Raw genomic sequence first — 14,460 nt, 5'->3', positions numbered from 1 at the left:
CCCGGCGTCATACCCAATTCATTTGGTCGGCCGCCTCAAGCATAGTTAAGTGCGTCGGACCATGGAATCAAATGGATAAGGACTAAAATACCGTGTCGGTCGGAATGGCTGCCCCGCGCGCGCCCTATGCCTGCGACCCCGATCGTAGCCGGGGCCGGCTGGTCACGGAGCCGCCGAGCCAGACCAGGAGCCCGTTCCGGCGCGACTGCGACCGGGTGATCCATTCGACCGCGTTCCGCCGCCTCAAGCACAAGACCCAGGTTTTCGTCTTCCACGAGGGCGATCATTACCGCACCAGGCTGACCCATTCGCTGGAAGTGGCACAGATCGCCCGCGCGCTGGCCCGCCAGCTCGGGGTCGACGAGGATCTGACCGAGACGCTGGCGCTGGCGCATGACCTCGGCCATCCGCCGTTCGGGCATGCCGGGGAGCGGGCGCTCGACGCATGCCTGAAGGATGACGGCGGTTTCGACCACAATGCGCAGGCGCTGCGGGTGGTCACCTCGCTGGAGCATCGCTATCCTGAATTTGGCGGGCTGAACCTGACCTGGGAATCGCTCGAGGGAATCGTCAAGCACAACGGGCCGCTGACCGAGCGCAACGGCGCGCCGGCCGGCCGCTACCTGGAAAGCGGGATTCCGGTCGGGATCGCCGACTACAACAGGAGCTACGATCTCGAGCTCTGGAGCTACGCTTCGCTGGAGGCGCAGATCGCGGCCTTCGCCGACGACATCGCCTATGACGCCCACGACATCGACGATGGTCTGCGCGCCGGTCTGTTCGCGGTCGACGACCTCAAGGAGATGCCGCTGACCGCCGAGATCATCGCCGAGATCGAGCGGCATTATCCCGGGCTCGACGAGGTCCGGCGCGGCGCCGAACTGGTGCGCGAGCTGATCTCACATTTCATCAACGCCGTCTTCACGGAGGCGAACCGGCGCCTTACGGCGGCCCGGCCGCAATCGGCCCACGATGTGCGCCACCACAATGCCCCGCTGATCGCGTTTCCCACAGAGGTGGCCGAGCAGGAGGCGGCGATCAAGGCGTTCCTGTACCGGCGGATGTATCGCCACCAGCGGGTGATGATCGTGATGCGGGAGGCGGAGCAGGTGGTCCGCAATCTGTTCGAGCGCTACCGGCAGTCGCCTGAAGACCTGCCGGCGGAATGGATCGAGGGCAGCGCAGAGGAGACCGGCAGCGCGCGGAACAGGCGGATCGGCAATTTCATTGCCGGGATGACCGACCGTTTCGCCTTGATCGAGCACCAAAGGCTTTTTGACTCGACCCCGGATTTGCGTTAGCGCCCTGCCATGGCCGACACCACTGCTTCACCACACCTTTTTGCCGACATGCTGACGCGCGTGCACGCGATCTGTGCCGCTGTTGCAGCCGAGGATAACTGGCCCGCCGGCATCGATCTCTCCCGCGTCGTGGTGGAGCCGCCGCGCGATGCCAGCCATGGCGACATGGCGACCAATGCCGCGATGGTGCTCGCCAAGGATGCCAAGGCCAAGCCGCGCGAGCTCGCCGACAAGATCGCCGAACGGCTGCGGGCCGACGCGCTGGTGGCCTCCGTCGATGTCGCCGGTCCCGGCTTCATCAACCTGACCTTGAAGCCGCAGGTCTGGGCCGACGCGCTGCGCGCCGTGCTGGCCGAAGGTGCAGCCTATGGGCGCAGCAGCATCGGCAAGGACGAAAAGGTCAATGTCGAATACGTCTCGGCCAACCCGACCGGGCCGATGCATGTCGGCCATTGCCGCGGCGCCGTGTTCGGCGACGCGCTGTGCAGCCTGCTGCAATTCGCAGGCTTCGACGTCTGCCGTGAATACTACATCAACGACGCCGGCGCCCAGGTCGACGTGCTCGCGCGCTCCGCGTTCCTGCGCTATCGCGAGGCGCTCGGCGAGGACATAGGCGCGATCCCGGAAGGGCTCTATCCCGGCGATTACCTCGTGCCGGTCGGCGAGGCGCTCGCGAAGGAGCATGGTGACAAGCTCCTGACCATGCCGGAAGCCGCGTGGCTGCCGATCGTGCGCGACACGGCGATCGCCATGATGATGGAGATGATCAAGGGCGATCTCGCCGCGCTCAACATCCATCACGACGTGTTCTTCTCCGAGCGATCGCTGATCACGTCAGGCAACAACAAGGTTGCCGAGACCATCGATTTCCTGCGCGCCAAGGGCGACATCTACGAGGGCCGCTTGCCGCCGCCGAAGGGCAAGCCGGTCGAGGATTACGAGGACCGCGAGCAGTCGCTGTTCCGCGCCACCGCCTATGGCGATGACGTCGATCGTCCGCTGATCAAGTCGGATGGTTCGTACACTTATTTCGCATCCGACATCGCCAACCACCGCTACAAGTTCGAGCGCGGCTTCACCAATCTGATCGACGTGTTCGGTGCCGATCACGGCGGCTACATCAAGCGGATGCAGGCGGCGGTGAAGGCGGTGTCCGCGGGCAAGGCTGTGCTCGACGTCAAGATCGTACAGCTCGTGAAGCTGCTGCGCGACGGCGAGCCGGTGAAGATGTCGAAGCGTTCCGGCGAGTTCGTGACGCTGCGCGAGGTGGTCGACGAGGTCGGCTCCGACGCTGTGCGGTTCATGATGCTGTTCCGCAAGAACGACGCGGTGCTCGATTTCGACCTTGCCAAGGTGATCGAGCAGTCAAAGGACAACGCCGTCTTCTACGTCCAGTACGGCCACGCCCGCGGCCATTCGATCTTCCGCAATGCGCGGGAGGAGGCGGTTCCAGACCTGCCGGAGACCGACGAGGCGCGGCTGGCCTATCTGCGAAATGCCGCCGTCGAGCGGCTGGCCGATCCGGCTGAGCTCGATCTGCTCAAGCGTCTTGCGCTTTATCCCCGGATCATTGAGGCGGCGGCCATTGCACATGAGCCGCACCGAATCGCTTTTTATCTCTATGATTTGGCCAGTGAATTTCATGCACTCTGGACCAAGGGGCGGGATTTGCCCTATTTACGCTTCATTATCAATAATGATGCAGAGATCACGAGGGCGCGACTGGCAATGGTTCAGGGCGTCGTCTCGGTTCTGGCATCGGGCTTAGCTGTTCTAGGCGTCCAGGCTCCAACCGAGATGCGGTAGGTAGGGGCATTTGGCCCTCACGAGTGGGGATTTGTGAGGGCATCTGGCAGGGGCCAATTCGTTCGGACCAGCAGCGCCGGCGATCCTGGCGCTGTCCCGGAGGGGATGCATCATCACAATGGCTGATCGATATCAGGACCGAAATTTTTCCGCCGACACGGCCCAGAGGGCCGAAGTCGATCCGCTCGCCGAACTGGCCCGGCTGATCGGCCAGACGGATCCGTTCGGCAGCGCCAACAAGCCGCCGCCACCGCATCCACTGCAGTCGCGCGCCAACGTACGGCCGCAGCAGTATCAGCCGCAGGCGGACGACGAGGATGCGCCGCCCGCAGGTCCGCCACCCTGGATGCAGCGCGCGCGACAGGAGGCTGTTGTTCCGCCCCCTGTGCAGCTGGCACCCGTGCAGCACACCGAGTACGACGAGCCTGAGCAGGACGACCAGCCGAAGCCGGTCCATCCGTTGCACCGCTATGCAGCCCCGCAGACGCAGCCAGCGACTGCGCCGGTGGCGCAGTATCGGCCGGTCGAGCCCCCCCGGCAGCCCGAGGCGTTTGACGAGGAGCCGCACTATCAGGGCGGCGGTCAGAATGTCGATCCGTCGCGCTATGACGACGCGCTCTATGGCCAGCTGGAAGCCGGCCAACAGGATCTCCAGCGCGATCCGGCCTATCCGGACGATCCCTATGCCTATGAGGGCTACGAGGAAGAACCGGAGCCGCGCAAGCGGCGCAGCGGCCTGATCACGGTCGTAGCGGTGGTGGCGCTTGCGGTGGTCGGCACTGGCGCTGCGCTCGGCTATCGCAACTATGTCGGCTCGCCCCGCAGCGGTGAGCCGCCGATCATCAAGGCCGACAACACGCCGACCAAGGTGATCCCGGCCCAAGCCGACGCGCCGGCCAAGACGCCGGACCGCATGGCAACGGGGGACGGCACCGAGAAGATCGTCTCGCGCGAAGAAACCCCGGTTGACGTCAACTCGAAGACCGCCGGACCGCGCGTGGTGTTTCCGCCGCTGAACGCCAATGCGAATCCGCCGCCGGCGGCGAGCGTGCAGACGACGCCGCCCGCGCCGGCCCCGGTCAATGCGAACGGGACCTTGCCGAACAACGAGCCGCGCAAGATCCGCACGCTCGCGGTCAAGGGCGATGGACCTGATGGCACGCAAGCCACAGCGGCCGTGCCGGCCAAGCCTGCGGCGGCTGCGAAGCCACCGGTGTCACGCGGCAACCCGGCTGCGGCCAATGCCAGCGTGAACGCGCCGATGTCGCTGGCACCCGGTCAGGCTGAAGCTGCGCCTACCGCGCCTCCGACCCGGGTGGCATCGACCTCGACGGCCTCGGTCGGCGGTGGTGGTGGATATCTGGTTCAGGTGTCGTCGCAGAAGAACGAGGCCGACGCGCAGTCGTCGTACCGGACGCTGCAGGGCAAATATCGCAACGTGCTCGGTTCGCAGCCTTTGGTGGTGAAACGCGTCGATCTCGGCGAGAAGGGCGTCTATTACCGCGCCTTCGCTGGCCCGTTTGCGTCCTCGGAGGAGGCGAGCCAAGTGTGCAAGAGCTTGATGTCGGCCGGTGGGCCGCAGTGCCTCATCCAAAGAAATTAAGGGCCGTTTCCTTGACCCGTGGGCTGCATACGGCCTAATCGGCCGAATGACGACGAACCGCGCATTCATTACGGGCGTATCCGGGCTGACCCTCAATGACGCTGAACGCGAATTCGTTCGCGCCGAGCGGCCATGGGGCTTCATCCTGTTCAAGCGCAACATCGAGACTCCTGCCCAAGTGGCCGCTCTTGTTGCGGAACTCAGGTCTGCAGGCGGCGAGGCCGATGCTCCGGTCCTGATCGACCAGGAAGGCGGCCGGGTACAGCGGCTCGGCGCGCCGCATTGGCCGGTCTATCCGCCCGGCGCGAGCTTCTCGGCCCTCTACGACATCGACCCGAAGCTCGGCCTTGCGGCGGCCAAGCTCAGCTCGCGGCTGATCGCAGCCGACCTGATCGACCTCGGAATCACCGTCGATTGCCTGCCCTTGGCCGACGTTCCCGTCGCCGGGGCGGACGCGGTGATCGGCAACCGGGCCTATGGAACCGAACCGGACAAGGTTGCGGTGATCGCCCGCGCCGTCACGGAGGGGCTGGAACAAGGCGGTGTGCTGCCGGTTCTCAAACATATTCCTGGCCATGGCCGGGCCACGGCGGACAGTCATTTCCGGCTTCCGACGGTCGATACCGCCCGAGACGAGCTGGAACGGACCGATTTCGCCGCGTTCCAGCCACTTGCGGACCTGCCGATGGCCATGACTGCACATGTTGTGTTTAGCGCGCTCGACCCCGTCCATCCGGCGACGACTTCTGCGACAATCATCGAACAGGTGATTCGCGGCCTGATCGGGTTCCAAGGTTTGTTGATGAGTGATGACGTGTCGATGAATGCGCTGGCCGGATCAATTGCCGAGCGGACCCGCGCCATCGTCAGCGCCGGTTGCGACGTGGTTCTGCACTGCAACGGCAACATCGACGAGATGCGCGACGTGGCGCGGGAGACGCCGGAACTGACCGGCAAGGCGCTTGAGCGAGCCAAGGCGACGCTCGCGGCGCGGAAGCAGCCTCAGCCGCTCGACCGGCAGGCGGCACGGGCTGAACTGGATGCGTTGTTGGATCGGGTAGGGACGGCATGACCGCTGAAATTCTATCGTTTGAGACCGGGCGGCCGGCTGACCTCGCCGAGGGCGAACCGGCGTTGGTGGTCGATGTCGAGGGCTATGAGGGCCCGCTCGACCTGCTGCTGACGCTGGCGCGGCAGCAGAAGGTCGATCTGTCGAAGATTTCGATCCTTGCGCTTGCCGACCAGTACCTTTCGTTCATCGAGGCGGCACGCAAGATCCGCCTCGAGCTCGCGGCCGACTATTTGGTGATGGCGGCCTGGCTTGCGTTCCTGAAGTCGCGGCTGTTGCTGCCCGAACCGCCGAGCGCTGAGGGGCCGAGCGCCGAGGAAATGGCGACCGCGCTCGCCAACCGGCTGCGCCGGCTGGAGGCGATCCGCGAGGCGGCAAACCGGCTGATGAACCGGCCGCAGTTCCAGCGCGATATCTTTCCGCGCGGCAATCCGGAATCGATCGCCGAGATCAAGCATCCGAAGTTCACCGCGACCTTGTACGACCTGCTGTCGGCCTATGCGACGCAGCGCGCCTCGCGCGTGCTGACCTCGGTGCATCTGGCCAAGCGGACGGTATGGTCGCTCGCCGAAGCACGCGCCTCGCTGGAGCGGCTGGTCGGCCTCGCCGAGGACTGGAGCTGCCTCGACGAGTATCTGATGAACTACGTCGCCGATCCGAAGCAGAGAGCGACGGTGTTCGCATCGAGCTTCGCTGCCGCCCTCGAGCTGGTTCGCGAAGCCGAGATGGAGATCAACCAGAAACAGGCGTTCGCGCCGATCTATTTCCGAAAGCGTCCAGCGCAAGCCGTAATGGCCGCGCCGAACCTGTCGGTTGAGTAAGTGGAAGAAGGAGAGCAGGCCCATGGCAAGCTTGGCGGAAGTGCGCAGAGAAGAGCCCGAGGAGGAGGTTTCTCCTATGGATCCGGTGGCGCGTCCTGAGGAATTGCGGCTCCTGGAAGCCCTGTTGTTCGCATCGGCCGAGCCGATCGATCAGGCGACGCTCGCAAAGCGGATGCCCGACGGCGTCGATATCAAGGTGGCGCTCGCGCAGTTGCAGGCGGAATACGCGCCGCGCGGTGTCAATCTGGTGCGTGTCGCCAACAAGTGGACGTTCCGGACCGCCGGCGATCTGTCGTGGCTGATGACGCGCGAGAGCACCGAGACCCGGAAGCTGTCGCGTGCAGCGATCGAGGTGCTGGCAATCGTCGCCTATCACCAGCCGGTGACCCGCGCCGAGATCGAAGAGATTCGCGGCGTGGTGACGTCGAAGGGAACCATCGACGTGCTGCTGGAGACCGGTTGGATCCGCCCGCGCGGCCGCCGCAAGACGCCGGGCCGTCCGCTGACCTTTGGAACCACGGACGGATTCCTGTCGCAGTTCAGCCTGGAAGCGCTCGGCGATCTGCCGGGACTAGAGGAGCTGAAGGGCACCGGTCTGCTCGACTCGCGCCTGCCGACCGGCTTCTCCGTTCCGTCGCCCTCGGACGACGCGACGCTGCGGGAAGACGAGGAGCCGCTCGAGCCGGGCGATACGCTGGAGCTGCTGCTGGCGCCGGCCGTCGAGCCGGAGGCCGAGGAACCGAAGACTGCAGCCGAAGCGTCGGCTGAGGCTGAAATGACAGCCGAGGCCGAAATCGAGATCGAAGCGGACGTTGCCGACGAATCGGAAGCGGCCGAAGCCGACGTCGACGAACCGGATTCCCACGGCGACGAGCGCGGCGAGGCCGACCCCGAGGACAGAGGCGAATAGCCGCCAAATATTCCCGGTTAAGGCTAGCAATATTACGTAGCCGCGACAGCGATTTGCCGCGGCCGAGGTCCTTGTTTTTGACACCCCGCGGGCCTACCTTCCGGCAAAGTTCAGGCCGGCCCGCCGGCCATTTCTGGAGGGTTGCAGGATGGGTTCACTCAGCATTTGGCACTGGATCGTCGTGATCGCAGTGGTCCTGCTGCTGTTCGGGCGCGGCAAGATCTCGGACCTGATGGGTGACGTCGCCCAGGGCATCAAGGCCTTCAAGAAGGGCATGCAGGACGACGACAAGGTCGCCGAGAAGACCGAGCCCACCAAGTCGATCGATCACAATGCGGCGCCGTCAGCCGCGCGCCAGGATGTCGGCAGCAAGGCCGTCTGACGCGCCTGTACTGACACATATTTCGACGTTTATCTTTGCGCGAAACGGTGACGCCGTCGCTCGGAAGCGCTATTGACGCCGATTGAGAAGAGGCGCCGGCGGCCCCAAATCCTGTTAGGACCGATGGGGCCGATCGCGGCGCGCTAGGCGGAAGAATTCATGTTCGATATCGGGTGGAGTGAACTGGTCGTCATCGCGGTCGTCGCGCTGATCGCCATCGGCCCGAAAGAACTGCCGGGCGTGCTGCGCATGGTCGGGCAATGGATGGGCAAGGCCCGCAAGATGGCCTCCGAATTCCAGGGTCAGTTCCAGGAAGCCATGCGCGAGGCCGAGATGGCCGACATCAAGAAGAGCTTTGACGAGGTCAAGGAAGCCGCAACCGGCATCACCAGCGGCAACATCATGACCTCGCTGCAGAAGGACGTCAGTGACGCCCTGCAGATCGACAAGCCCGTCGATGCGCAGGTCGCCTCCGCGATCGACGCGCCGGTGACGTCGAGCGACGCACAGGTGACGTCAAGTGACGCACTGGTCACGCCAACAACACCCGCAGCGCCGACGCCGGAGACTTTCGTCGAGGCTGAGACGCACGCTGCCACAACTGAGCCACTTGCGATCACCAGCGAGGTGAAGCCCGCGCCGGCACCGTCGCAGGATGTGACGCCGGCGGAGCCTGAGGTGCTCAAGGACGCGAGGGCGTCATGAGCGCAGAAGATATCGAGGCCAGCAAGGCCCCCTTGATGGATCATTTGATCGAGCTGCGCTCGCGGCTGATCAAGGCGCTGCTCGGCTTCGGCGTGGCCTTTATCATCTGCTTCTTCTTTGCCAAGCAGATCTACAACGTGCTGGTCTGGCCGTTCGTGCTGGTGGCGGGGCCTGAGAATTCGAAATTCATCTACACGCAGCTGCTGGAATATTTCATCACGCAGTTGAAGCTCGCGATGTTCGGCGCCGCCTTCATCTCGTTCCCGATCGTCGCCGGACAGATCTACATGTTCGTGGCGCCCGGCCTCTACAGGCACGAGCGCAACGCCTTCCTGCCGTATCTGATCGCGACCCCGGTGTTCTTCGTGATGGGCGCGATGTTGGTCTACTTCGTCGTGCTGCCAATGCTGGTGCGGTTCTCGCTCGGCATGCAGCAGGCCGGCAGCGCGGAGACCGCGCAGATCCAGCTGCTGCCCAAGGTCGGCGAGTATCTGTCGCTGATGATGTCGCTGATCTTCGCCTTCGGCATCGCTTTCCAGCTGCCGGTGATCCTGACGCTCTTGGGCCGCATCGGCATCGTCACCTCGAAGATGCTGAGAGAGAAGCGGCGCTACTTCATCGTGATCGCCTTCATCATCGCCGCGGTGCTGACGCCGCCGGACGTGCTGAGCCAGGCCTCGCTCGCGATCCCGCTGCTCGCGCTCTACGAGGGCGCCATCATCGCGGTCCGGATCGTGGAGAAGAAGGCCGCGACCAAGGCAGCCTCGTCCAGCGTACCGCCGGCGGCCAATCCGGCCGAGTAGGGCCCGTCTCCCCCGAAACAGGTGTCATACCCCGCGAAAGCGGGGTATCCAGTACGCTGCGGCCCCTCCGTCACGCACGGATCTCTGGAATACTGGATCACCCGCTTTCGCTGATAATGACGGTCGTGGTAGTGGAAACATGCAACGCAAGCGTTGACGTACGACGTTATCTGCAAGCCCGCCATCAGGACTACCATGCACGACATCAAAGCGATCCGCGACAACCCGACAGCCTTCGACGCCGGCCTGAAGCGCCGCGGATTAGAGGCGCTGTCGCCGTCGCTGCTGGCGATCGACGAGAAGCGCCGTGCCGCAATCCTGGCGTCCGAGCAGGCTCAGGCGCGGCGCAATGCGGCCTCGAAAGAGATCGGCGACGCCAAGAAGGCCAAGGACGAAGACCGTGCGGCCAAGCTGATGGCCGAGGTCGCGGAGCTCAAGACCACGATGCCGCAGCTCGAGCTGGCGGCGAAATCGTTCGACGACGAGCTGACGAAGGAGCTGTCGTCGATTCCCAATCTGCCGCTCGACGAGGTGCCCGACGGCACCGACGAGCACGGCAACGTTCAGCACCACGTGTTCGGCAAGAAGCGCGACTACGGCTTCGCGCCGAAGCTGCATGACGATCTCGGCACCGCGCTCGGCGACATGGATTTCGAGGCGGCCGCGAAACTGTCCGGCGCGCGCTTCGTCGTGCTGAAGCGGGGGCTCGCGCGGCTCGAGCGTGCGATCGGGCAGTTCATGCTCGATCTGCACACCGGCGAGCATGGCTACACAGAGATCAATCCGCCGCTTCTGGTGCGCGACGCCGTGATGTTCGGCACCGGGCAATTGCCGAAATTCGAGGACGACCAGTTCTGGGCGATCAAGGGTGAATTGCTCTCGACGCCGAATGCCGATTTGCGCGGCGAGCGCCTCGGACTGATTCCGACCGCTGAAGTCTCGCTGACCAACCTCGCGCGCGAATCCATCCTCGATGAAAAAGAGTTGCCGATGCGGCTCACCGCGCTGACGCCGTGTTTCCGCGCCGAAGCCGGCGCGGCGGGACGCGACACGCGCGGCATGATCCGCCAGCACCAATTCACAAAGGTCGAGCTGGTGTCGATCACGACACCCGAAGCCAGCAAGGACGAGCTCGAGCGCATGCTGTCCTGTGCGGAGCAGGTTCTGCAGAAGCTCGACCTGCATTATCGCGTGATGACGCTGTGCGCCGGCGACATGGGCTTCTCCGCGCAGAAGACCTACGACATCGAGGTCTGGATGCCCGGGCAGGGCGACGGCGGCGCCTATCGCGAGATCTCGAGCTGCTCGGTGTGCGGCGATTTCCAGGCCCGCCGCATGGACGCGCGCTATCGCGGCCCCGACGGCAAGCCGCGCTTCGTGCATACGCTGAACGGCTCCGGCACGGCGGTCGGGCGCGCCCTGATCGCGGTGATGGAGACCTATCAACAGCAGGACGGTTCGATCGCGGTGCCCGATGTGCTGCAGCCCTATATGGGCGGGCTCAAGGTCATCGAGCGCGGCATGTGAGGCGAGGGCCAGTGTGATGCCGCTCCACCGTGACATCCACTGGCTTGGTCGACAATGGGCCGTCACGGGCCATGGTCTGCAGCTGATCAATCAGAAGCAGATGGGCTACTACGACATCGAGGCCGCGCGCTTGTGGGAGGCGCGCGTGACCGAGGTGCAATCGAAGGCCTGGATCGACAGGCCGGACTTCGACAACGCACTGGAGCTCGCACGCGCCAGGTTCGCCCAGCTGGCGCCGGCCGATTTTTCGCCATCAGCGGCGGTTGCGCCGCTGCCGCCACCGGTCCGGACGCCGCCGCTGGCCGTGCCGCGTGCTCCGCTTGAACCGTCATCGGTGCCCTCGATCGAGGAGCTGCTGGCCAGGCTGAAATCAAAATCGGCTGCAGCAGCGCTGGTCGCAAAACCGGCCGAGGCACCCACACCGGATCCGCCCGAACCCGAACCGGCCAAACCCGAACCGCCTCGGATTGAGCTTCGCCAGGTTGAAGCGAGCAAGTCAGAGCCTGCCAAATCAGAGCCTCCCAAATCAGAGCTTCCCAAGCCAGAACCTCCCAAGCCGGAGCTTCCCAAGCTCGTGCTTCGCCGAACTGCGCCCCCCGAGCCACCGGGGCCTGCCCGGACGCTTGAACCTCCGAAGGCTCTGCCTGCCAAGCCCGTGTTTCTCAAGCCCGAGCCTCCCAGACCTGCGCCCGCCAAGTTCGAAGCTGGCAAGTCCGAAGCTGGCAGGTCCGAGCTTCTGAAATCGGAGTCTCCGAGCTCTCCCCAGCCGGAGCCTCGCCAGACAGCGCCGGTCGCCCCCGAGCTGCCCAGCTCCGAAGCACCGAGGGTTGAACCTGCCAAAGCCGAAGTCGCCAAGCCCGAGCTTGCCGAGCCTGCGTCTGCCGAACGCGAGGGCTCCAAGCCAGAGTCTCCTCTCAAATCTGAGCCTCTCAACTCCGAAACTCCCAAGCCCGACGTTCGCCGGCCCGCTGTCGTGCTTGTGCGGCCGCGAGCCGGGCCTGCCTGGCCGGCGTTCGACGGCAAGATTGCCGCGACCGGCAGATTTGTGCGTCCCTGGCGCGTGACGTCGGCGCAATGGCACGGGCCTTCGGCGGGTTTGCCTCCGCGGCCCTAGCCGGTTAAGACGGCAATCAACTCAAGAAACTGCAACTCAAGAAACCCGCGTCGAATCGGAACAAAGGGCACTTTGACGGATGCGAATTCTCTGCACCAATGATGACGGCATCCACGCTCCCGGCCTGCAGATCGTCGAGCAGATCGCGCGCTCCTTGTCCGATGACGTCTGGATCGTTGCCCCCGAGCTCGATCAGTCCGGCGTCTCGCATTCGCTGTCGCTCAACGATCCGCTGCGGCTGCGCGAAGTCAGCCCGCGTCACTTCGCAGTGCGCGGCACGCCGACCGATTGCGTCATCATGGGCGCGCGCCACATTCTCGGTGACAAGCTGCCCGATCTCGTGCTGAGCGGTGTCAACAAGGGCCGCAACGTCGCCGAGGACGTGGTCTATTCCGGCACCATCGCCGGCGCGCTGGAAGGCACCATCCTGGGCTTTCCGTCATTCGCGTTGTCGCAGGAATTTTCCATCGAAACCCGCAACGCGCCGCTGTGGGAGACCGCGCTGAAATTCGGACCCGACATCATCCGCAAGGTCATTGCCGCAGGCGTCCCGAGAAACACCGTCGTCAATGTCAACTTCCCGTCCTGCATGCCCGATGACGTCAAGGGCATCAGGATCACACGGCAGGGCAAGCGCAATCAGGGGTTTCTGAAGATCGATCGCCGTCACGATGGCCGCGGCAATCCATATTTCTGGATCGGCTTCGAGCGCGCGGCGATGATGGATACGCCGGCCGAAGGCACCGATCTCGCCGCGCTTGCGGCGCGCTACGTCTCGGTGACGCCGCTGCGGCTCGACCGCACCGATGAAGCGTTTTCGGAAACGCTGGCCGCGACGCTGAAGTAATCCAGTAGCGCGGATGAGCCATCGGGCGCGCGTTCGCGCGACCCGTTGGCTCATCCGGGCTACGCGCTCCGTATGCGGTGAGATCTAGACCGGCGCGCTCTTCATCGCGCTTGAGATCACTTGGGCCAGCGTTTCCAGCTGGAAGGGCTTTTGCAGCGCCGGACGGTCGCGATACTCCGGAGGCAGGCCGGACGAGCCGTAGCCGGTCGCGAAGATGAAGGGGCGGTTGCGGGCGTTGATCAACTCGGCGACCGGGGTGATCACCTTGCCATTGACGTTGACGTCGAGGATCGCGAGGTCGAATTCGGTGGATTGCGCAAGCCTGACCGCCTCGCCGATTTCGCCGGCCTCGGCCGCGACGGTGTGGCCGAGCTCCTCCAGCATGTCGGCGACCATCATCCGGATCATGACCTCGTCCTCCACGAGGAAAACTGAACAGCCCGCCGGCCGTATCGCTGTCATGATGGAATCCTTGCCCGTCCCTGAAATAGGCTCGCAAATAACATTACAGCGCGCAACGCAAACGTTTGGGATTTGGTCGTTTTCCAGCGCCGACCGCCGTTCGTCGCATCGCCCCGCTGAAGCATTACCCGCAGTCAGCGAGGTGTGGCGATACAGCCAGATACCCCGGTCGGCGCCACCAGCACGTTAGCCGCGCGGCGTTGCCGATTATATGGGAAGGTGCCAACGCCAAATCAGAGTGCTGGTTCCTGACGAGGAACAAAACGCAACGGGAAATTTTTCCTTAACGCGGTATTTCGGATTTCAATGGCATCAAGCAGAGCAAGATTCCGTGCTGCTGCCCAGAGACGCTGACGAACATGGCCGTGAAGTCAGATCCGACCGAGAAGATGATGTTTCAGCTCACCCTGCGGCGGCGAGGGGTGAGCGATCAGGCGGTGCTCCGCACCATGGAGGAGGTGCCGCGCGAGCTGTTCGTCGATCCGCGCGATCGCGGCGAGGCCTATCGCGACAGCGCGCTGGCGATCGCCTGCGGGCAGACCATCAGCCAGCCCTTCGTCGTGGCCTACATGACCGAGCAGCTGCAGCTGCAGAAGGACCACCGCGTGCTCGAGATCGGCACCGGCTCGGGCTACCAGGCGGCCGTGCTGTCCCGGCTGTGCAAGCAGGTCCTGACCATCGAACGTTACCGGACGCTGGCCGACGGCGCCCGCAAGCGCCTCGAAACGCTCGGCTATTACAACATTGAGGTGCTGCTCGGGGACGGCTTCGATATCCCGGCCGGGGCAGGTGATTTCGACCGCATCATGGTCACTGCGGCGATGGAGCAGATCCCGGAGAAACTCCTGGAGCGGCTCGATCCGGGCGGCATCCTGATCGCCCCGGTCGGACCGCATCAGGGCACCCAGACCCTGGTCCGCGTGGTGCGGACGGAGAACGGCTTCGACCGCAAGGACCTGGTCGACGTCCGCTTTGTGCCGGCGCTGCCGGGAATCGCGCGCGAATTGTAAATTTGGCGATTTGCCGCTTGGCGCCAACGCCTTATTCGCAGGGTTAAGCGGTTATTTACTCAGTACGTGTTTACTCAAAACAGTCTTTTGTTGCGTACGA

The 14,460-nt window shown here is 64.5% G+C and carries 13 protein-coding genes and 1 pseudogene; 13 read left to right on the top strand and 1 reads right to left on the bottom strand.

Annotation, left to right across the window (positions count from 1 at the left end; all coding sequences use genetic code 11):
• Positions 1-92: 92 nt before the first annotated feature.
• The 12 genes and pseudogenes from K359_RS0130440 to surE all read left to right on the top strand — a co-directional run bounded on the left by K359_RS0130440 (position 93) and on the right by surE (position 12,888).
• Positions 93-1,301, top strand: coding sequence for a deoxyguanosinetriphosphate triphosphohydrolase (locus K359_RS0130440; RefSeq protein ID WP_029082697.1), 1,209 nt, complete (start codon positions 93-95; stop codon positions 1,299-1,301).
• Between the two features lie 9 nt (positions 1,302-1,310).
• A complete protein-coding gene (gene argS, locus K359_RS0130435) occupies positions 1,311-3,107 on the top strand; it encodes an arginine--tRNA ligase (RefSeq protein WP_029082696.1) in 1,797 nt (598 codons plus the stop codon).
• Between the two features lie 118 nt (positions 3,108-3,225).
• The gene (locus K359_RS0130430; RefSeq protein ID WP_029082695.1) at positions 3,226-4,710 is read left to right on the top strand and encodes an SPOR domain-containing protein; all 1,485 of its coding nucleotides are present in this window, start codon (positions 3,226-3,228) and stop codon (positions 4,708-4,710) included.
• A 46-nt stretch (positions 4,711-4,756) separates the two neighbouring features.
• On the top strand, positions 4,757-5,782 hold the full coding sequence (nagZ, locus tag K359_RS0130425; RefSeq protein ID WP_035977381.1) for a beta-N-acetylhexosaminidase: 1,026 nt from the start codon (positions 4,757-4,759) through the stop codon (positions 5,780-5,782).
• Positions 5,779-6,600 (top strand): ScpA family protein, encoded by an 822-nt coding sequence (locus K359_RS0130420; protein ID WP_029082693.1) that lies wholly within the window; start codon positions 5,779-5,781, stop codon positions 6,598-6,600. The genes nagZ and K359_RS0130420 overlap by 4 nt, the downstream gene beginning before the upstream one ends.
• Before the next feature lie 22 nt (positions 6,601-6,622).
• Positions 6,623-7,489: pseudogene (gene scpB, locus K359_RS0130415) on the top strand (SMC-Scp complex subunit ScpB); the annotation flags it as partial.
• Positions 7,490-7,658: 169 nt separating this feature from the next.
• Positions 7,659-7,892 (top strand): twin-arginine translocase TatA/TatE family subunit, encoded by a 234-nt coding sequence (locus K359_RS0130410; protein WP_028332136.1) that lies wholly within the window; start codon positions 7,659-7,661, stop codon positions 7,890-7,892.
• A gap of 159 nt (positions 7,893-8,051) precedes the next feature.
• Positions 8,052-8,597, top strand: a complete 546-nt coding sequence (tatB, locus tag K359_RS0130405; protein WP_029082691.1) for a Sec-independent protein translocase protein TatB — start codon at positions 8,052-8,054, stop codon at positions 8,595-8,597.
• Complete coding sequence (tatC, locus tag K359_RS0130400; RefSeq protein WP_029082690.1) at positions 8,594-9,400, top strand: twin-arginine translocase subunit TatC; 807 nt, start codon at positions 8,594-8,596, stop codon at positions 9,398-9,400. Before tatB ends, tatC begins: the two co-directional genes overlap by 4 nt.
• A gap of 195 nt (positions 9,401-9,595) precedes the next feature.
• A complete protein-coding gene (gene serS, locus K359_RS0130395) occupies positions 9,596-10,927 on the top strand; it encodes a serine--tRNA ligase (protein WP_029082689.1) in 1,332 nt (443 codons plus the stop codon).
• Positions 10,928-10,940: 13 nt separating this feature from the next.
• Complete coding sequence (locus K359_RS61705; protein WP_156928732.1) at positions 10,941-12,041, top strand: hypothetical protein; 1,101 nt, start codon at positions 10,941-10,943, stop codon at positions 12,039-12,041.
• Positions 12,042-12,120: 79 nt separating this feature from the next.
• The gene (surE, locus tag K359_RS0130385; protein ID WP_029082687.1) at positions 12,121-12,888 is read left to right on the top strand and encodes a 5'/3'-nucleotidase SurE; all 768 of its coding nucleotides are present in this window, start codon (positions 12,121-12,123) and stop codon (positions 12,886-12,888) included.
• An 84-nt stretch (positions 12,889-12,972) separates the two neighbouring features.
• Here surE and K359_RS0130380 read toward each other — a convergent pair whose 3' ends face one another.
• Positions 12,973-13,350, bottom strand: coding sequence for a response regulator (locus K359_RS0130380; protein ID WP_029082686.1), 378 nt, complete (start codon positions 13,348-13,350; stop codon positions 12,973-12,975).
• Between the two features lie 359 nt (positions 13,351-13,709).
• Here K359_RS0130380 and K359_RS0130375 point away from each other — a divergent pair, with 359 nt between their 5' ends.
• Positions 13,710-14,360 (top strand): protein-L-isoaspartate(D-aspartate) O-methyltransferase, encoded by a 651-nt coding sequence (locus tag K359_RS0130375; RefSeq protein ID WP_029082685.1) that lies wholly within the window; start codon positions 13,710-13,712, stop codon positions 14,358-14,360.
• Positions 14,361-14,460 lie beyond the last annotated feature (100 nt).

Source organism: Bradyrhizobium sp. th-b2 (assembly GCF_000426785.1).
In the GTDB taxonomy this organism is placed as follows: domain Bacteria; phylum Pseudomonadota; class Alphaproteobacteria; order Rhizobiales; family Xanthobacteraceae; genus Bradyrhizobium; species Bradyrhizobium septentrionale.
The sequence above is the reverse complement of the archived record's forward strand: the minus strand, read 5'-3'. Positions and strand labels throughout refer to the sequence as shown.

Bases quoted from the DNA above. Each gene is read 5' to 3' on its own strand.
- K359_RS0130375 (WP_029082685.1), top strand. From the start codon at position 13,710: ATGGCCGTGAAGTCAGATCCGACCGAGAAGATGATGTTTCAGCTCACC.
- tatC (WP_029082690.1), top strand. From the start codon at position 8,594: ATGAGCGCAGAAGATATCGAGGCCAGCAAGGCCCCCTTGATGGATCAT.
- argS (WP_029082696.1), top strand. From the start codon at position 1,311: ATGGCCGACACCACTGCTTCACCACACCTTTTTGCCGACATGCTGACG.
- surE (WP_029082687.1), top strand. From the start codon at position 12,121: ATGCGAATTCTCTGCACCAATGATGACGGCATCCACGCTCCCGGCCTG.
- serS (WP_029082689.1), top strand. From the start codon at position 9,596: ATGCACGACATCAAAGCGATCCGCGACAACCCGACAGCCTTCGACGCC.
- K359_RS0130420 (WP_029082693.1), top strand. From the start codon at position 5,779: ATGACCGCTGAAATTCTATCGTTTGAGACCGGGCGGCCGGCTGACCTC.
- K359_RS0130380 (WP_029082686.1), bottom strand. From the start codon at position 13,350: ATGACAGCGATACGGCCGGCGGGCTGTTCAGTTTTCCTCGTGGAGGAC.
- nagZ (WP_035977381.1), top strand. From the start codon at position 4,757: ATGACGACGAACCGCGCATTCATTACGGGCGTATCCGGGCTGACCCTC.
- K359_RS0130410 (WP_028332136.1), top strand. From the start codon at position 7,659: ATGGGTTCACTCAGCATTTGGCACTGGATCGTCGTGATCGCAGTGGTC.
- tatB (WP_029082691.1), top strand. From the start codon at position 8,052: ATGTTCGATATCGGGTGGAGTGAACTGGTCGTCATCGCGGTCGTCGCG.
- K359_RS0130430 (WP_029082695.1), top strand. From the start codon at position 3,226: ATGGCTGATCGATATCAGGACCGAAATTTTTCCGCCGACACGGCCCAG.